Here is a 16,794-nt window from a genome sequence, read left to right as displayed (position 1 = left end):
GGCATAACGCCTAACCCCTGTCGGATACAGTGAGAAAAGACACCGGGTACCCACGTTCTCGGGTACGGCAAAGGGTTAATTACAACGCGGTAGCAACCGAATCGTGTGCGGCACGGCGGAGGGTGATTTCAAGCTCGGCACCTCGCCGCTCTTACCTGCTCGAGCAACAGTGCAACGGCTATTTATGCGGCTGCTTACCCAAACGGCTGATGGCTTCCTGCGGCACGTCATAGTGCTCGGTAATCCACTCCAGGTTCTGGTGGCAGAACCCGGAAAACTCCCGCTGCAAGATCAAAGCCCAAACCGCATCGGTCACAGCCTCAACCAGGCTTTGGCGCTGGCTTTCTCCGGCCCCGTCGATGTCGGCATAATAGTGATCGATCGCCTGTTGAAGTCGCTTACCCGCCCGGCCAAGAGTGGTCGCCTTTTCCTTGGCGATCTCCGACTCCAGTGAGCTGTACTTGTCAGAGCGTAAACTGTCCAGACCAAACTTTTGCATAGGGTTGCAGCTCCCTTTCGCTGAAGGCTTACCCAGTAGGGACAACTCTTTTTTATACTCCAACCAGGGTCAAATTGCACCGCTCGTTGTTCACTGTTGAATCCGTCTCGCTTTAGCCATCAAAGGCCATCAGGATGACTGAGTCTGGGCATGCGCCGCTTTGCGCGGCTTGACCTGACTCAAGCCCACTCCCAGCAGGACCACCACGCTGGCGATTAACTGGGTCTGATTCAGCCGTTCATCCAAAATCAGATAGGCCAGAACAACGGTAAACACAGGAATCAGGTTTACAAACATTGACGCCCGCGACACCGACATATGAGCAATCGCATAGTTGTACAGCAAGTACGCTCCCAGAGTCACAAAGGCCCCAAGGAATACAATGGACAAGATGGGCTCGACGCTGAAATACCATGGCCCGCCTTTGACCAACGCCAATGGCGTGAAAAACAGTGCCCCAACAGCGGACATGTAGGCCGTGAGCGTCAACGCGGAGTAGCGTTCGCTCAGCAATTTAAGACACACACTAAAAATGGCGGCACACAACATGGCACCTAACTCAAGGGTGTTTCCCAGCAGCGGATTAGGCGCAGATTCGGTTACATCGCCGGCCGAGCCCAAAACCATCACTCCGGCAATGGCGATGCACAGACCTACGGCGGCAATTTTGGTGATACGCTCTTTGAGGACGATAAAGGCCACGATGGCGGTAAGCAGCGGTGCCAACGACGTTACCATGCCAGCCTGACCGGCACTGGTATACTGCAATGCTAACCCTTCCAGGATAAAGTACAGACTCGGCTCCACTGCGGCCATTATCAGCAAAATCTTCCAATCGCCTTTTTGATACTGGAAATTGAACAACTTAGGCCAGAAAAACGCAAAGCACAGACAGGCGATCCACATCCGCCCGGCAATCACCGTCCAGGGGTCATAACTCTGAAATGCCACTTTCAGTGCAATAAAACTGCTGGCCCACAAAATCATCGCCACAATCAACGCCATTTCGGCGGTACGTCCCTTCAATTCTCTGTTTCCCAGCCCGGTGACAACATGGCTCTCGCCAAAAACGTCGATATGGTAGTCAGTTAACCGCCAAAGATCACGCTTTCTATTTATTCTGTGAATAACCCTATTTGTCTTCAGTTGTTTAAGTGCAATCAATTACCGATAATAGAGGGCTAAGTGTATCCCGAGCCTCAAACGAATGTCAGAGTATCTGCTCCTTCTTGTTGGCACCATTCTGGTCAACAACTTTGTCCTGGTGAAATTCCTGGGACTGTGCCCCTTCATGGGGGTGTCCGGTAAGGTTGAGTCCGCCATCGGTATGTCGATGGCCACCACTTTTGTTCTCACGCTCGCCTCATTGTGCAGCTATCTGATCAACAAGTACCTGCTTATCCCTTTCGATTTGGTGTACCTGCGCACCCTGGCCTTTATTTTGGTCATCGCCGTGGTGGTGCAGTTCACCGAGATGGTGGTACGCAAAACCAGCGCCTCCCTGTACCGAGTACTGGGGATCTACCTGCCACTGATCACCACCAACTGTGCGGTACTGGGGGTAGCCCTGCTGAACGTACAGGAACAACATGATCTGTTTGGCTCACTGATCTATGGCTTCGGTGCCGCCGTAGGTTTCTCTTTAGTGCTGGTGCTGTTTTCCGCCATGCGCGAACGACTGGCCGCCGCCGATGTGCCCGCCCCGTTCAAGGGCGCTTCTATCGCCATGGTGACCGCCGGATTGATGTCACTGGCCTTTATGGGCTTTACCGGGCTGGTGAAATAGACCATGAGCAGTATCCTAATAGCCGTTGTAGTACTGGCCGGACTGGCCCTGTTTTTCGGTGTCATTCTGGGGTATGCCTCCATCCGCTTTAAGGTGGAGTCCGACCCCATTGTTGAACAGATAGACAACACCCTGCCACAGACCCAATGTGGTCAGTGTGGCTACCCGGGCTGCCGCCCCTATGCCGAGGCCATCGCCTCGGGTGCAGCCCCCATTAACCTCTGTCCCCCTGGTGGCGATGCGGTGATTCAAAAACTCGCTGACATGATGGGCGTCGAGCCCGAGCCTCTGGAGGGGGGAGAACAGATCGCCCGTGTGGCCTACATTCGTGAAGACGAGTGCATCGGTTGCACTAAGTGCATTCAAGCCTGCCCGGTGGACGCCATCGTCGGTACCGGCAAACAGATGCATACGGTGATTGCCAAAGATTGTACCGGCTGCGACCTGTGCGTAGCCCCCTGCCCGGTTGACTGCATCGATATGATCCCTGTGAAAACCACAAAACAAAACTGGAACTGGGATCTGAACCGGATCGCCGTCAAAGAGGTGGAGTAACCGAATTTATGCAAACTCTAACCGAACAAATCGACAGTGGTACTCTGTGGACCTTTGCAGGTGGCATCCATCCGCCAGAAAACAAAACCCTGTCCAACCAAACGCCCATTGACACGCTGCCACTGCCGGAACAGTTCTACATTCCGATCACTCAGCACATCGGCCAACCCGGCAGCCTGCTGGTTAAGGTCGGCGACCGGGTGTTAAAAGGCCAGCCGCTGACCCAGCCCAGCGCGCCCATGGCACTGCCCGTGCATGCCCCCACGTCAGGCACCATCGAAGCCATCGGCGACTGGGTCTCGGCTCACCCATCGGGCCTGCCAGAAACCACCATCACCCTGAAGCCGGATGGCGAAGACCATTGGTGTTCGCTCACCCGTCGTGACAGCCTGGCTGGGATGAACAACACCGAGATTCTGGCAACCATTCTCAATGCCGGCATCGCTGGCCTGGGGGGCGCCACCTTCCCAAGCCACATAAAACTCAATCCGATTCAGCCAGTAAAATACTTGCTGATCAACGCCGCCGAGTGCGAACCCTACATCACCGCCGACGACACCCTAATGCGGGAGTTTGCCAGTGAAATTGTTCAAGGGCTGACGGTGTTGGACAAACTACTGTCACCCGAGCGCATTCTGTTTGCGATCGAGGACAACAAACCTCAGGCCATTGCCGCCATCGAACAAGCGGTGAAAACCAGCGACTTTGACCCTAAACAACTGCAGATCAAAGTCATCCCCACCAAATACCCATCGGGAAGCGAAAAACAACTGGTACAGATCCTCACGGGTCAGGAAGTACCTTCGGGTAAAATTCCTGCCCAGCTGGGAATGGTGATGCAAAACGTCGGTTCCGTGTTTGCTATCAAGCGCGCCCTATTTGACGGCGAACCCCTGATTGAACGGGTTGTCACCGTCACCGGCCAGCGCACCAAGCAACCAGGTAACTACTGGGTTCGCCTAGGCAGCCCTATCGACTGGCTGCTGAAACAGACCCGTTTTAACCCGCAACTGCTAGGGCAAAAGGTGATCATGGGAGGCCCGATGATGGGCTTTACCCTGCCGAGCCTGAAGGCGCCAGTGATCAAATCCACCAACTGCATTCTGGTGCCATCTCGTAAAGAGATGCCTGGCAACGCTCGTGAGCTCAACTGCATCCGCTGCGGAGAGTGTGCCCGAGCGTGCCCACAGCAACTGCTGCCTCAACAGCTGTACTGGCACGCCAAGGCCAAAGAGCTCGACAAAGCCGAGGCGTTAAACCTCAGGGACTGCATTGAATGCGGTGCCTGTGCCTATGTTTGCCCGTCGGACATCCCTCTTGTGCAGTATTACCGCATCGCCAAGTCGGCACTGCGCCAGGAAGCCCTGAAGCAGCAGGCATCCGATCGCGCCAAAATTCGATTCGATGCCCGCCAGGCCCGACTGGAAAAAGAAAAGCAGGAACGGGAAAACCGACACAAGGCTGCAGCAGCCAAGCGAAAAGCCAGTGCCCCTGCCGCCGACAGCGATGCCGTTCAAGCGGCACTGGCACGGATTAAGAAAGCCAAGCCAGACACGGATGGTGAGCAGGACATGGCTGCCCTGCGTGCTCAGCGCAAAGCCGAAGCTCGAGCCCGTAAGGCCGAAAAAGCCGCCACGGACACCGCCTCTGCCGGCGCAGACCCTAAGTCAGATGCCGTAGCTGCTGCCATCGCACGGGCCAAAGCCAAAAAGGCTGCTCAAAACAGTGACAATACGGCGCCCGATCCGAAAAAAGCCGCCGTGGCCGCTGCCATTGCCCGAGCCAAAGCCAAACAAGCCGCGACGAAAGGCGAGCCCGCCGCTTCCGAGACACCAGCGCAACCGACAGAGACAACGGCAAAAGCTGGCGACAGCAAGCGTAACGCCGCCGTGGCCGCCGCCATTGCCAAGGCAAAAGCCAAGCAGGCCGCCGCGAAAGGCGAGCCCGCCGCTTCCGAGGCACCAGCGCAACCGACAGAGACAACGGCAAAAGCTGGCGACAGCAAGCGTAACGCCGCCGTGGCCGCCGCCATCGCTAAGGCAAAAGCAAAACAAGCCGCCGCGAAAGGCGAGACCGCAGCCATAGAAACGCCCACGCAGCCAGCGACTGACGCCGAGCCGGTTCAAGCCGCCGAAGCCGCGGCACCGGCCGACCCGAAAAAAGCCGCCATTGCCCGAGCCATCGCCAAGGCAAAAGCCAAGCAGGCCACCGACACTGGCAACCAGTCGGTCACGACCGCCTCCGCGGCTGACGCCGACCAAGTTCAAGCCGCCAAACCCGCGGCACCGGCCGACCCGAAGAAAGCCGCCATTGCCCGCGCCATCGCCAAGGCAAAAGCCAAGCAGGCAGCCGACACTGGCAACCAGCCGGTCACGACCGCCTCCGCGGCGGACGCCGAGCCAGTTCCTGCCGCCGAACCCGCGGTACCGGCCGACCCGAAAAAAGCCGCCATTGCCCGCGCCATCGCCAAGGCAAAAGCCAAGCAGGCGGCCGACACTGGCAACCAGCCGGTCTCGAGTGCCTCCGCGGCGGACGCCGAGCCGGTTCAAGCCGCCGAACCGGCAGCACAGGTCGACTCGAAAAAAGCCGCCATTGCCCGCGCCATCGCCAAGGCAAAAGCCAAGCAGGCAGCCGACACTGGCAACCAGCCGGTCTCGAGTGCCTCCTCAGCTGACGCCGAGCCGGTTCCGGCCGCCGAACCCGCAGCACAGGTCGACCCGAAAAAAGCCGCCATTGCCCGCGCCATCGCCAAGGCAAAAGCCAAACAACAAGCGCAGCGTGATGCTGCCAGCAAATCATCAGACGAGTAGTGATACATGGCCTTTAAGATTGCCTCCTCACCCCACGCGACCACGCACACAAAAACCAGTCAGGTGATGCAACGCGTCGCCCTATGTGCCCTGCCCGGCATAGCCGCCCAGTGGTATTTCTTTGGTTGGGGCAACCTGATTCAAATCGCCATCGCCGTAGTGGTGGCACTGAGCGCCGAAGCCCTGTTTGTCAAACTGCGGCGCCGGCCGGTCATGGCCGCCCTGGGAGACTACTCCGCGCTGGTGACCGCCGTGCTGATCGGCATCTGTATGCCACCACTGGCCCCTTGGTGGATTGTTGCATTGGGTGCCTTTTTTGCCATCGTCGTCGCCAAACAACTGTACGGCGGCCTTGGACAAAACCTGTTTAACCCGGCCATGGTGGCCTACGTCGCCCTGCTGATCTCCTTCCCGGTTCAGATGACCGCCTGGCTGCCTCCACAGGCGCTGGCGGCCAACGCTCTGGATCTCCCTTCCGTGCTGGAGATGATCTTTCTGGGCAGCAACCATCTGGGGCTATCGATGTCGCAACTGTCTTTGGGCATCGATGGGGTCACCATGGCCACGCCACTGGATACCCTAAAGACCGATCTCACTCTCGGTCTGACTGCCGGTGAGAGCTTCGCCAAGCCCATTTTTGATGGCAGCTTTGGCGTCGGTTGGGCCTGGGTCAACGCCGGTTTTCTGCTCGGCGGACTGATAATGCTGAAATTGAAAGTGATTCGCTGGCACATTCCCGTGGCCGTTCTCGCGGCGCTGGGCCTGTCGGCCTTTATGGGCACCATGCTGCACCCGGACGGTACCGGCGGACTGGTGTTCCACTGGTTCTCCGGCGCGGCAATGTTTGGCGCCTTCTTCATCGCCACCGATCCGGTTACCGCCGCAACCAGTACTCGAGGACGGTTAATTTTTGGCGCCCTGATTGGCCTATTGGTGTACCTGATCCGCAGCTTTGGCGGCTACCCGGACGCCTTCGCCTTTGCCGTTCTACTGGCCAACATGTGCGCGCCAATGATCGACTATTACACCCGCCCACGCACATACGGTCACGGGAGCGAATAATGCTGGCCTCAATGAAACGAAATGGCTTAATTCTGGCGCTGTTCGGCATGGCGGCCACCGCTGTGGTGGCGGTGACTCATCAGCTCACCAAAGAACGCATCTACGAACAGCAGCAGCAGGAGTTATTGAAAACTCTGCACCAGATCCTGCCCAATGACAGCTACGATCTGCCTCTTCATGAAAGCTGTCATCTGGTGACCAACGAACAGTACCTGGGCACCACTAAACCTCAACGGGCGTTCGTGGCGATTAAAGAGGGGTTGCCGGTCGCTATGGCACTGGAAACCACCGCCCCCGACGGTTACAACGGCGACATCAATCTGATCATCGGCGTTAGTTGGGACGAAAAGATTCTGGGCGTTCGCACCCTCAGCCACAAAGAAACCCCTGGGCTGGGCGACAGCATTGAAACCCGAAAATCTGACTGGGTCTTGAGTTTCAACGGTTATCACCTGATCGATGAAGACGACAAACGCATCGGCGTTAAGAAGGACGGCGGCGACTTTGATCAGTTTACCGGCGCCACCATCACACCGCGGGCCTACACCAAAGCGGTACGCAACGGCCTGAACTACATTAAACGGTTTAAGCACGAGATCACCACGGCACCACAATGTGGAGACAAGTCATGAGTCAAATGAAAGAGATTGCCTGGCAGGGGCTGTGGAAGAGTAACCCTGGCCTGGTGCAACTGCTGGGACTGTGCCCGCTTCTGGCCGTCAGTAACACTCTGACGAATGCCATTGGCCTGGGTTTGGCGACTATGGTAGTACTGGTGTGCTCCAACGTACTGGTGTCTCTGCTTCGCAGCAGCATTCCGGGTGAAGTGCGCATCCCCATCTATGTGATGATCATTGCCGCTTTGGTGACCTGCGTACAACTGCTGGTCAATGCCTACGCGTATGGCCTGTACCTGTCTCTGGGGATCTTCCTGCCGCTGATCGTTACCAACTGCGTCATCATTGGCCGGGCCGAGGCCTTTGCCTCTAAACACTCTGTTGCCCATGCTGCCTTCGATGGCTTTATGATGTCGACCGGCTTCCTGATTGTGCTCAGCCTGTTAGGCGGTATCCGTGAAGTTCTGGGCCAGGGTACCCTGTTTGATGGCGCCGACCTGTTACTGGGAGACTGGGCCACGGCACTGCGTATCGAACTGTGGCAGGTGGACAGCCCGTTCCTGTTGGCCTTGTTACCACCGGGTGCCTTTATCGCCATGGGCCTGCTAATCGCCGCCAAAAATGCCATGAACGACAAGGTCGAAGCTGCCTTTGCCAATAAAAAAGAAACAGTTAAGATTGAACGAGCCCGGGTAACCAACTAACAATAAGCCCGGCCGGTTAATGACACGGAACGCACAACACCATGAATAACGAAAAACGGCTACAGATCCTGACTCGGCTGCGTGACAACGATCCGCACCCGACCACCGAACTGGAGTTCTCCACCCCTTACGAACTGCTGGTCGCCGTCGCCCTGTCGGCTCAGGCCACCGACGTCAGTGTCAACAAGGCCACCCGTAAGCTGTTTCCGATAGCCAATACTCCGCAAGCGATGTTGGATCTCGGTGCTGAAGGGATCAAGGACTACATCAAGACTATCGGCCTGTTTAACACCAAGGCGGAAAACGTCATCAAGGCGGCTCAGATGCTGGTCGACCTGCATGGCGGCGAAGTCCCCGAGGATCGCGCCGCTCTGGAAGCACTACCCGGCGTCGGCAGAAAAACCGCCAACGTGGTGTTAAACACCGCCTTCGGTTGGCCCACCATCGCAGTGGATACCCACATCTACCGGGTATCGAACCGCACCAAGTTCGCCATGGGTAAAAACGTTGACCAGGTAGAACAAAAACTGCTGAAAGTGGTTCCCAGTGAGTTTAAGGTGGACGTGCACCACTGGCTGATTCTGCACGGGCGCTATACCTGCCTGGCCAGAAAGCCTCGTTGTGGCAGCTGCATCATCGAAGACCTGTGTGAGTTTAAAGAGAAGGTCTACCCCGAAGAATAACCCCTCCTCAAAACAATAACGCCGTGGTCTGCCACGGCGTTATTGTATGGCATGATTGCCGCCAGCTTCACCTGACACCACTCAGCGATGTTGCCGCACAAGGGCGATGAGCTGTCCTCTCTGCTTCTGCGGGCGAAAGACACTGGCTACCCGCGTGCGCGGGCACGACGGAGGGGTGATTAAAGTGCGAGGGGAACCTGCTGCACCGAGCTTTACGGAAACCACAGTAACAACTGGGCTACCGCACACCCCGCCAACTCGCACTGTCGCCCTTGCCAGCGCGAGGGCCCAGTGGCTTTGGTTTTAACCTTGAGAAAGACGTTGAATTCTCGCCTGCGCAAAAATGACGAAAGGCACAGACACTGGGTACCCGCGTGCGCGGGCACGACGGAGGGGTGTTTAAAGTGCGAGGGGAACCTGCTGCACCGAGCTTTGCGGAAACCACAATAACAACTGGGCTACCGCAAACCCCGCCAACTCGCACTGTCGCCCTTGCCAGCGCGAGGGCCCAGTGGCTTTGGTTTTAACCTTGAGAAAGACGTTGAGTTCTCGCCTGCGCAAAAATGACGAAAGGCACAGACACTGGGTACCCGCGTGCGCGGGCATGACGGAGGGGGGATTAAAGTACGAGGGGAACCTGCTGCACCAAGCTTTACGGAAACCACAGTAACAACTGGGCTACCGCACACCCCGCCAACTCGCACTGTCGCCCTTGCGAACGCAAGGGCCCAGTGGCTTTAGTTTTAACCTTGAGAAAGACGCTGAATTCTCGCCTGCGCAAAAATGACGAAAGGCACAGACACTGGGTACCCGCGTGCGCGGGCACGACGGAGGGGTGTTTAAAGTGCGAGGGGAACCTGCTGCACCGAGCTTTGCGGAAACCACAATAACAACTGGGCTACCGCAAACCCCGCCAACTCGCACTGTCGCCCTTGCCAGCGCGAGGGCCCAGTGACTTCTGCCGTTCAGGAGGCCATGGCGTCTATCAGGTGAATGACACCGGACCCACTGCAGACCCAAAAGCCGCCATTGTCCGGCAAAGGCGCAATCTCGTCGCGACGCACTACCCCGTGGGTTGCCAGAAAGAATGCGGCATCATCGACGTTATCGGTTTCCACGTGCAACCAGATCTCCAGTTGACTGATGGTCTTAACCTCAGACAACACCAGGCGTTTGTCGCCAAAACAGAAACAGTGAGCACCCAAGCCCTGGTCCACGTAATTGGCGTCCTCTTCCAACGCCAAAACGTCGCGATAAAAGCTCAAATTACCCGGGTACTCATGAGGGGGGATACGAATGATGATGTGTCGTCCGGCCTGAAATCGTGGTCTCATACTGCCATCCTCTAGCTGGGGCCCAGTCCTTGGGCATGAGTACCATCATAGAACAGGGTCATGCCACTGTCACAATCAATGCAATGGCGACTGCTTATTGAAATTCGGTTCAACCGCCCCCATAACCTTGTCATGTCCTCAAGGAGCCGAGCCGTGACCTACCCGATATACGCCTTTAATCAACATGGAGACCTGAAACCGCCATTGTGGCTGTTTGTTCTGATGGCGTTTTTAGGCCGAACCTGGCTGTTGATGGCCATCGCCGCCGCCAGCCGCAGCACCGGCTCCGACATTCTGGCGCTGTTTTACCCCAGCACCCATTACTTCTATCTGGGTCTGCTCTCCGGGTTACCGGTCGTGTTATTGACGATTCTCGGTCGCTTTAAAGGCGGCGACCGCCAGTGGATAAAACGAGTCTGGCAGCAAGGCAAATGGATTCTGATGGCCAACTGGCTGTTGGATCTGGTTCTGCAAGCCAGCGCGCTTCACCATCAACGGGGCGACGTTGCCCTGTATCAGGCGCTGCCGCTGTTAGCCAGTTTCTGGTTTGGCTGGTACCTTATTAAAAGTCGGCGCATTGGCCACTACTTCGATGGGGCACACGTTCTGTCTCACACCAAAGTAAGAAGTTAGCGACGCCATCGGCTTTCGGTATAGAATGGATCTCCTGAAAAATAAGGCAAAAATATGGAAATGTTGACCCACTCCCTGGCTGGTATCGGCCCCTTTTTCACTTACCTGGTCATCGGTCTGGCCCTGATCGCAGTATTCAAGGTGATCTATTCCGCCATCACCCCTTACGATGAGTGGGGGCTGGTTAAAGAAAGCCAGAATCAGGCCGCTGCCATCGGCATTGGTGGAGCACTGGTAGGCTTCACCCTGGCTCTGGCTGCAGCCGCCAGCAACTCGGTATCGGTCACCGACTATTTGCTATGGGCCGGCGTGGCGCTGTTGGCCCAGTTACTGGCCTTCACCGCCGTCCGCTTTGTCATTCTGCCGGGTCTGGTAGAGAAAATTGAACAGAATAACGTTGCCGCCGCCATCGTGCTGGCCGCCATCAACATCAGTGTCGGCCTGCTGAATGCGGCCTGCATGAGTTACTAGGAGACTCCTGTGAAGCGCAGTCGCTCTATTTTGTCACCCCGATTCAAGAAACAGCTGACCGTTCCCACCGCCGCCGCCATCAGCGTCTCGCTAACGCTGACAGGCTGCAGCCCGGAACCGATGCAGGAAACCGCCCAGGTCTATCGCAACGTCACCGAGTGCATTCAGGTAAATCCCGGCCAGGATCAACTGTGCCAAAGCGTCTTTGGAGAGGCCCAGGCGCTGGCGGAAGAGACCGCTCCCCGCTTTAACTCGCTGGCCGATTGTGAACTCGAATTTGGTGCCGAGCAGTGCACCGGTGGCGGCGATTTTGCCACCGACCTGGCTGGCGATGTGAACACTCTGGCGGACGGCGAACAATACGCCGATAACGGCGGTGGTGGAGGCTGGTTTATGCCGATGATGTACGGTTACATGCTCGGTAATATGCTCAGCGGTTCCCGCAACAAATACCGCACCGCCCCGGTATACAGCTCCAAAAACGCCCGCTCACCACTGAATGGCAAGCTGGTCACCGGTGCCGGTGATGTGGTCGGACGCAGTGGCGACCGTGTTGTCCGTACCAGCCCCAATAACTTCACCCCGAAGAAAGCCACTAATGTCACCCAACGGGGAGGCTTCGGTAAAATGGCGCAGGTAAAATCGGCTCAAGCGGCCAAAGCCCGCAGCAGCGCTCGTAAGAGCTCCAGTCGTGGCTGGGGCGGCTAATGCAACGTCACCTTATCACCCCGAGAACCAACTGGCAGCAGCAGGCCGAGACCTACGGTTTTAACTTTCATACCATGTATGGCGAGCCCTATTGGGATGAAAGTCGCTACTACGCCTTCACGCTGGATCAAATTGAGCGGGATCTGGAAGACCCCACCACTGAGATCAACCAGATGTGTCTGGAGGTGGTGGACAAAGTGGTTCAGGACGACGCCCTACTGCGTAAATTCGCCATTCCCGAAGCTCACTGGGAGATGATCGCCCGCTCCTGGCGCCTGAAGGACCCGGCTCTGTACGCCCGACTGGATCTGGCCTACGATGGCAGCGGTCCGGCTAAGTTGCTGGAAAATAACGCCGATACCCCCACCTCTCTGTACGAGTCTGCTTTCTTTCAGTGGCTGTGGCTGGACGAACGACTGAAGGATGGCACAGTGGCCGACGGCAGTGACCAGTTCAACAGCATTCAAGAACAACTGATCGCCCGCTTTGCTCAACTGAAACAGAGTTGGCCACCGGTACCCCTGCACTTCGCCTGCTGTCAGGACACCGACGAGGATCGGGGCACGGTGCAGTACCTACAGGACTGCGCTGAAGAAGCCGGCCTGCAAACGCTGTTTACCTATATCGAGTCCATCGGTATCACCCCTCAGGGTGGCTTTGTGGATGGAGACAGCCGCCCCATGCACGCAGCCTTTAAGCTGTATCCATGGGAATTTATGTTACGGGAGGAGTTTGGCGACTACATCGACAAAGCCCAGACCCGGTGGCTGGAGCCAAGCTGGAAATCGGTGCTGTCCAACAAGGCACTGCTACCGATGTTGTGGAAACTGTTCCCCAACCACCCTAACCTGTTGCCGGCCTATTTTGCCGACGAACGCCATCTGGCTAACGAATCCCGCTTGGTTGAAAAGCCAATCTACTCCCGTGAAGGCGCCAATGTCCGCATTCTCGACGGCAACCAATCTATCGCCGACAGTGATGGTCCCTACGGCGAAGAGGGCGTTATCTACCAGGCGTTTCAGGATTTACCTAAGTTTGGCGACGACTATGCCCTTATCGGCTCTTGGTTGGTGGGCGATGAAGCCGCCGGGATCTCGGTACGGGAAGATCACAGCCTGATCACCCAGGACCTGTCCCGATTCGTCCCCCACATCATTCTGCCCTGATTCGAACAAATCGCAGGCACAAAAATGCCGCCTCATCGGGCGGCATTTTTTCTGCTTGGTCCGACTTAGAAAATCAAGGAAGCCAGGAAGCAGATGGTACCCAGAGAGCCAACAACGGCGCCCAAAGCGTATTTAACATTAGTATCCATGGACATCACTCCTTAGTCCGACAACGGTTGACACCAGCTTAACCGCTGTGCTGGGTGGCTCAAGACACCTCTTTCGCAACTGTGCTCTGGATCACAGTGATAATACCGTTCAGTCAGATTGAAAAAATCGGTCCACTAATATCGTGCAAACAGGTGCTTAACAAAAGTTACTGTAACACCACCGCCGTTGCCAGCAGCAAGAAAATCACCGCACTCACCCGGTCCACCCAAATACCGTGGCGCTGCAGCCAACCCAGTAAACCGGTACGGCCGATCCCAAGCGCCACCGCGGCGTACCACAGGGCATCGATACCACCAGCGGTGGCCATCATCAGCAGTTGATCCCCAAGGGTGAGATCGGCACGCACAAATTGGCTGAACAGTGCCAGGAAGAAGATCGCCAGCTTGGGGTTGAGAAAAGCCACCATGAAACCACCACCAAAACCGACAAAACGGGTTTTGCGCGACCTGCTCTGCCCTTCGACATTGGGCTTGGCCAGCAAAATCTTAATCGCCATGTACACCAGAAATGCCGCACCGGCGTACTTAATGCCATCAAACAACCAGGGCGTCTGGCTGATAAGCAACCCCAGCCCCATGGCCGTGATCAATGCATACAGGGCCACACCAATACCGTGTCCCAGAGCGGTTCGCAGGCCGGTGGCCGTGCCCCGCTGCACCGTGTTATTAATCACCAGCGCCAGGCTGGGGCCAGGACTGAGGGCGCCCAGTACGCATACTGTTGCCAGAGGCAACCAAGTTAAAAACGTCATTACTGCTTTACTGCTCTATTCACTATCAATGTTGCCTTCAAGCTTACTCACATAACAACATTACCAAAAGCGATAGTTACTCATGCCTACAAGTCGTTTTAGTTATGCCTTTCTGCACATAGTGGTTCAGATGGTCGCACAAAAATGGAAACGCCAGTTCGCGAAACCAGCGATGAGCCGGATCCTCATTGAAGCGGCGGTGCCACAGCAATCGGTAGTGCTGGCGCGCGCAGTCGAACGGCAATCGCTTCACTACCATCGGCGCTTGCTCCGACATCTGAGCAGCAATGTGCAGCGGCGTGGTCAGCAGCGTTGGCGTGGACATCAGCAGCCCCAGTGCCGACTGGAAAAACGGCACCTGAGCAAAGCAGCGGCGGCGATGCCCTAGTGCCTGCAACGCCGTGTCCACCGGCGAATCCTTGTCACCACCACCGCTAACTCGCAAATGCTCAAATTGCAAATACCGTTCCAGCGTCAGAGTTTGCTCAGCCAGCGGGTGATCCGCCGACATCAGCACAGCCAAGCCATCTTCCCCCTGGTCCCGCCGAGCCACATTATCCGGCACCGATTCCACGATGGTGGACACCAGGTCCACTGGCAGACTTGCCAGTTGTGACAACTGGCCCTTGTCCCACAAACGATATTCCAGTGTTACCAGAGGAGCCTGGCGCGCCACTTCGGCGGCGATGGCCGGGAAGATGTGCTGAGCCACGTAATCGGATGAAGAAAACACCAGGGTGCGCTGACACAGGCTAGGGTCAAAACTCTGGGGCAGATACAGGGCATCCAGTTGCTGCAATTGCTGCGGCAGGGTCAGTTGCAGCGATTGCGCCTTAGGCGTCAACAGATAGCGTTGACCTTCGCGCACCAGCAGGGGGTCATCGAAATCCTGTCGCAACTGATGCAGAGTTTTGCTGACCGCCGACTGGGTCATGTGCAGGCGCTCCGCAACTCGGGTCAGATTGGGTTGCTGTAACAACGCCGACAACACTCTCAATTGATTCAGGTTATGGCGCATGAGCCCTCCAACAGACAAGATCTGTGGTCATGGTACTCAAGTTCCCAAGCCCTGCAAACTCCCGCGCCGCTGACGAGCAAGCATCAGGCGCGGTCGGCCGGTTTATCCAGCCCCACCACCCCCTCTGTGAGCCATTGAGGCAACCACGACAGGGCTTCGGCGACCCGTTCGCTTTCCGTCATCGCCGAGTTGCACTGAGCCAATTCCAACGCCCGCGACCAGGGCTGGCCAGACTTTAACGCCGCCAACACCGTTGCCTGCAGCGCGCTGATTGGGCGCCGATGCACTCGATAGCGATGCCGGTACAGCATTAATTGTTGCCGACCCGGCCGCGGCGTCGCCACTTGCTGCCGCGATAGCTGCGCCATCAGTGCCATCATGTCGAGATCGCACTCAAAGACCCGAGTGGTCGGCGGCACCCATACCGGCGGCAATTGCCACAGCGGCAATGGCAACAGCGACGGCTCATTTGACTCGAGCCCTTGAGCCCGAGCGACCTGAGATTGTGCGGTTTCCACCTGGGCCAGTTGACCGGGCAGGCGCCAGCGCCAAGGCTCAAAATTCGCTTGTTTCGGCTGAGTCAACTTCAGGTAATGGGTAAAACTCTGGCCCAAATCAAACAGGGTGTAGCTGCTTGAGGGCTTAAACTCCAAAAAGCCCATGGCAAACAGGCCAAAGGTCTCCTCTCCCAGGTAACGCCTGAGCAGGGGAAATTCCGCTTTCAGGCACTCGATCAACCTAAGCCGATAGCCCCTCTGGTACACCAAGGTTCCCTGCTGATCGCCAAACTCGGCTCTGGGATAGGCCAGCGGGCTGTCACCGCTCCAGCGGTTAGTCAGAATTCGCTGTAGCAACCAGCTCTGCTGATGTTTCAGGTTCGATGGGTTCATGGGCCGTTACCGTTGTGTGCAAAGGAGTGGAAAGCGGCTGGGTCGCACTGGTCGGAACCACGTCCGGTATCCGTCCGGCCAGCACCTCACGGGCCAGTTGGACCTCGCTCACCAGCTCGGGAAACGGTGGAATACGATCGTCCCACTCCAGCAGCGTACTCAGCGGACCGGTACGCTGAACCAGTTGTCGATACAGCTGCCAAACCGGCGTTGGCACCGGCTGATCGTGGGTATCCACCAGGTGAGTGCCGCAGTCGGTCGGTCCCGCAAGGTGGCACTGCACCACATTGGCGGCGTCAATGCCGTCCAGGTAGGCCTGAGCGTCCCAACCGAGATTGGAGCAGGTCACATAGACGTTGTTGACATCCAACAGCAAGGCACAGCCACAGCGGGCGCACAGCTCATTGAGAAACTCCCACTCGTGGAACTCGTTTTCCGAAAAAGCCAGGTAGCTGCTGGGGTTCTCCAATACCAGAGGCCGGTCCAGAATCTCCTGCACCTGGGCTACCCGAACACAGACGTGATTCAGACTTTCCCGGGTCAGTGGCATCGGCAACAGATCATGACTGTTGATCCCTTGCAGTCCGGTCCAGCATAAGTGATCCGACACCAAGGCCGGCTGCAGTTCATCCGCCAGCCGTTTAACTTTATACAGGTACTCCACATTGAGCGGGTCGGTGGAGCCGATGGAGAGCGACACTCCATGCATCGCCATCGGCAGCCGCTCTCTAAGCGTCAGCAGCACGTGACGGGCATAGCCATAGTTATCGAGGAAGTTCTCGGTGATGATCTCCAGCCAGTCAACGCCCAGCGCCGCCGAATCCCGCTGTGCCATTAACCAGGAAAAGTGACAGCTACGAAGCCCCACTCCCAACCCCAGCTCGGTAGTTATCTGTTGCATAGCGTCTCCCTGCAACGGGGGCCGGGCCCCCGTTC

General features: G+C 57.1%; 18 protein-coding genes. 11 read left to right on the top strand and 7 right to left on the bottom strand.

Annotated elements, in window-relative coordinates:
* Positions 1-178: 178 nt before the first annotated feature.
* Entirely contained in the window at positions 179-499 is a 321-nt protein-coding gene (locus J8Z22_RS09425) for a DUF6665 family protein (protein WP_028115071.1), read from the bottom strand.
* A 129-nt stretch (positions 500-628) separates the two neighbouring features.
* On the bottom strand, positions 629-1,525 hold the full coding sequence (locus J8Z22_RS09420; protein ID WP_252010187.1) for a DMT family transporter: 897 nt from the start codon (positions 1,523-1,525) through the stop codon (positions 629-631).
* 181 nt (positions 1,526-1,706) lie between these two features.
* On the opposite strand from J8Z22_RS09420, the gene rsxA reads away from it, so the two are divergent.
* From rsxA to nth, 7 genes are read left to right on the top strand one after another with little or no spacing between them, the layout of a single operon-like run.
* The gene (rsxA, locus tag J8Z22_RS09415; RefSeq protein WP_028115073.1) at positions 1,707-2,285 is read left to right on the top strand and encodes an electron transport complex subunit RsxA; all 579 of its coding nucleotides are present in this window, start codon (positions 1,707-1,709) and stop codon (positions 2,283-2,285) included.
* 3 nt (positions 2,286-2,288) lie between these two features.
* Entirely contained in the window at positions 2,289-2,840 is a 552-nt protein-coding gene (gene rsxB, locus J8Z22_RS09410) for an electron transport complex subunit RsxB (RefSeq protein WP_028115074.1), read from the top strand.
* Between the two features lie 8 nt (positions 2,841-2,848).
* Positions 2,849-5,650, top strand: a complete 2,802-nt coding sequence (gene rsxC, locus J8Z22_RS09405) for an electron transport complex subunit RsxC (protein WP_252010186.1) — start codon at positions 2,849-2,851, stop codon at positions 5,648-5,650.
* 6 nt (positions 5,651-5,656) lie between these two features.
* Positions 5,657-6,712 (top strand): electron transport complex subunit RsxD, encoded by a 1,056-nt coding sequence (rsxD, locus tag J8Z22_RS09400; RefSeq protein WP_252010185.1) that lies wholly within the window; start codon positions 5,657-5,659, stop codon positions 6,710-6,712.
* Entirely contained in the window at positions 6,712-7,344 is a 633-nt protein-coding gene (gene rsxG / locus J8Z22_RS09395; protein WP_028115076.1) for an electron transport complex subunit RsxG, read from the top strand. Before rsxD ends, rsxG begins: the two co-directional genes overlap by 1 nt.
* The gene (locus J8Z22_RS09390) at positions 7,341-8,033 is read left to right on the top strand and encodes an electron transport complex subunit E (protein ID WP_028115077.1); all 693 of its coding nucleotides are present in this window, start codon (positions 7,341-7,343) and stop codon (positions 8,031-8,033) included. Before rsxG ends, J8Z22_RS09390 begins: the two co-directional genes overlap by 4 nt.
* 41 nt (positions 8,034-8,074) lie before the next feature.
* Complete coding sequence (nth, locus tag J8Z22_RS09385; RefSeq protein WP_252010184.1) at positions 8,075-8,716, top strand: endonuclease III; 642 nt, start codon at positions 8,075-8,077, stop codon at positions 8,714-8,716.
* A gap of 965 nt (positions 8,717-9,681) precedes the next feature.
* Here the strand turns inward: nth and J8Z22_RS09380 are convergent.
* A complete protein-coding gene (locus tag J8Z22_RS09380; RefSeq protein WP_028113407.1) occupies positions 9,682-10,050 on the bottom strand; it encodes a hypothetical protein in 369 nt (122 codons plus the stop codon).
* A 153-nt stretch (positions 10,051-10,203) separates the two neighbouring features.
* Here J8Z22_RS09380 and J8Z22_RS09375 point away from each other — a divergent pair, with 153 nt between their 5' ends.
* The 4 genes from J8Z22_RS09375 to J8Z22_RS09360 are packed head-to-tail and all read left to right on the top strand — an operon-like array spanning position 10,204 to position 13,028.
* Positions 10,204-10,683: a DUF2919 domain-containing protein gene (locus tag J8Z22_RS09375; protein WP_028113408.1), complete on the top strand. Its 480-nt coding sequence runs from the start codon at positions 10,204-10,206 to the stop codon at positions 10,681-10,683.
* Between the two features lie 54 nt (positions 10,684-10,737).
* Positions 10,738-11,154: a DUF350 domain-containing protein gene (locus J8Z22_RS09370; protein WP_252010183.1), complete on the top strand. Its 417-nt coding sequence runs from the start codon at positions 10,738-10,740 to the stop codon at positions 11,152-11,154.
* 9 nt (positions 11,155-11,163) lie between these two features.
* The gene (locus tag J8Z22_RS09365) at positions 11,164-11,862 is read left to right on the top strand and encodes a DUF1190 domain-containing protein (protein WP_051252709.1); all 699 of its coding nucleotides are present in this window, start codon (positions 11,164-11,166) and stop codon (positions 11,860-11,862) included.
* Positions 11,862-13,028, top strand: a complete 1,167-nt coding sequence (locus J8Z22_RS09360; RefSeq protein WP_252010182.1) for a glutathionylspermidine synthase family protein — start codon at positions 11,862-11,864, stop codon at positions 13,026-13,028. The genes J8Z22_RS09365 and J8Z22_RS09360 overlap by 1 nt, the downstream gene beginning before the upstream one ends.
* A 316-nt stretch (positions 13,029-13,344) precedes the next feature.
* Here J8Z22_RS09360 and J8Z22_RS09355 read toward each other — a convergent pair whose 3' ends face one another.
* From J8Z22_RS09355 to J8Z22_RS09340, 4 genes are all read right to left on the bottom strand, one after another.
* The gene (locus J8Z22_RS09355) at positions 13,345-13,950 is read right to left on the bottom strand and encodes a LysE family translocator (protein ID WP_252010181.1); all 606 of its coding nucleotides are present in this window, start codon (positions 13,948-13,950) and stop codon (positions 13,345-13,347) included.
* A 76-nt stretch (positions 13,951-14,026) separates the two neighbouring features.
* A complete protein-coding gene (locus J8Z22_RS09350) occupies positions 14,027-14,968 on the bottom strand; it encodes a LysR family transcriptional regulator (protein WP_252010180.1) in 942 nt (313 codons plus the stop codon).
* Between the two features lie 83 nt (positions 14,969-15,051).
* Positions 15,052-15,858, bottom strand: a complete 807-nt coding sequence (locus J8Z22_RS09345) for a DNA-binding domain-containing protein (protein ID WP_252010179.1) — start codon at positions 15,856-15,858, stop codon at positions 15,052-15,054.
* The gene (locus J8Z22_RS09340; RefSeq protein WP_252010178.1) at positions 15,800-16,759 is read right to left on the bottom strand and encodes a DUF692 domain-containing protein; all 960 of its coding nucleotides are present in this window, start codon (positions 16,757-16,759) and stop codon (positions 15,800-15,802) included. Before J8Z22_RS09340 ends, J8Z22_RS09345 begins: the two co-directional genes overlap by 59 nt.
* Between the last annotated feature and the right edge of the window lie 35 nt (positions 16,760-16,794).

Origin of the sequence: Ferrimonas sp. SCSIO 43195, assembly GCF_023716685.1 — a bacterium.
Taxonomy (GTDB): Bacteria; Pseudomonadota; Gammaproteobacteria; order Enterobacterales; family Shewanellaceae; genus Ferrimonas; species Ferrimonas kyonanensis.
This window is presented reverse-complemented; position numbering and strand designations above follow the sequence as displayed.

What these genes read in the sequence shown, in the direction of transcription:
- J8Z22_RS09425 (WP_028115071.1), bottom strand. Translation starts at nt 499, where the DNA reads ATGCAAAAGTTTGGTCTGGACAGTTTACGCTCTGACAAGTACAGCTCA.
- J8Z22_RS09340 (WP_252010178.1), bottom strand. Translation starts at nt 16,759, where the DNA reads ATGCAACAGATAACTACCGAGCTGGGGTTGGGAGTGGGGCTTCGTAGC.
- J8Z22_RS09355 (WP_252010181.1), bottom strand. Translation starts at nt 13,950, where the DNA reads ATGACGTTTTTAACTTGGTTGCCTCTGGCAACAGTATGCGTACTGGGC.
- J8Z22_RS09360 (WP_252010182.1), top strand. Translation starts at nt 11,862, where the DNA reads ATGCAACGTCACCTTATCACCCCGAGAACCAACTGGCAGCAGCAGGCC.
- J8Z22_RS09390 (WP_028115077.1), top strand. Translation starts at nt 7,341, where the DNA reads ATGAGTCAAATGAAAGAGATTGCCTGGCAGGGGCTGTGGAAGAGTAAC.
- rsxD (WP_252010185.1), top strand. Translation starts at nt 5,657, where the DNA reads ATGGCCTTTAAGATTGCCTCCTCACCCCACGCGACCACGCACACAAAA.
- nth (WP_252010184.1), top strand. Translation starts at nt 8,075, where the DNA reads ATGAATAACGAAAAACGGCTACAGATCCTGACTCGGCTGCGTGACAAC.
- J8Z22_RS09370 (WP_252010183.1), top strand. Translation starts at nt 10,738, where the DNA reads ATGGAAATGTTGACCCACTCCCTGGCTGGTATCGGCCCCTTTTTCACT.
- rsxG (WP_028115076.1), top strand. Translation starts at nt 6,712, where the DNA reads ATGCTGGCCTCAATGAAACGAAATGGCTTAATTCTGGCGCTGTTCGGC.
- rsxC (WP_252010186.1), top strand. Translation starts at nt 2,849, where the DNA reads ATGCAAACTCTAACCGAACAAATCGACAGTGGTACTCTGTGGACCTTT.
- J8Z22_RS09350 (WP_252010180.1), bottom strand. Translation starts at nt 14,968, where the DNA reads ATGCGCCATAACCTGAATCAATTGAGAGTGTTGTCGGCGTTGTTACAG.
- rsxB (WP_028115074.1), top strand. Translation starts at nt 2,289, where the DNA reads ATGAGCAGTATCCTAATAGCCGTTGTAGTACTGGCCGGACTGGCCCTG.
- J8Z22_RS09345 (WP_252010179.1), bottom strand. Translation starts at nt 15,858, where the DNA reads ATGAACCCATCGAACCTGAAACATCAGCAGAGCTGGTTGCTACAGCGA.
- J8Z22_RS09380 (WP_028113407.1), bottom strand. Translation starts at nt 10,050, where the DNA reads ATGAGACCACGATTTCAGGCCGGACGACACATCATCATTCGTATCCCC.
- rsxA (WP_028115073.1), top strand. Translation starts at nt 1,707, where the DNA reads ATGTCAGAGTATCTGCTCCTTCTTGTTGGCACCATTCTGGTCAACAAC.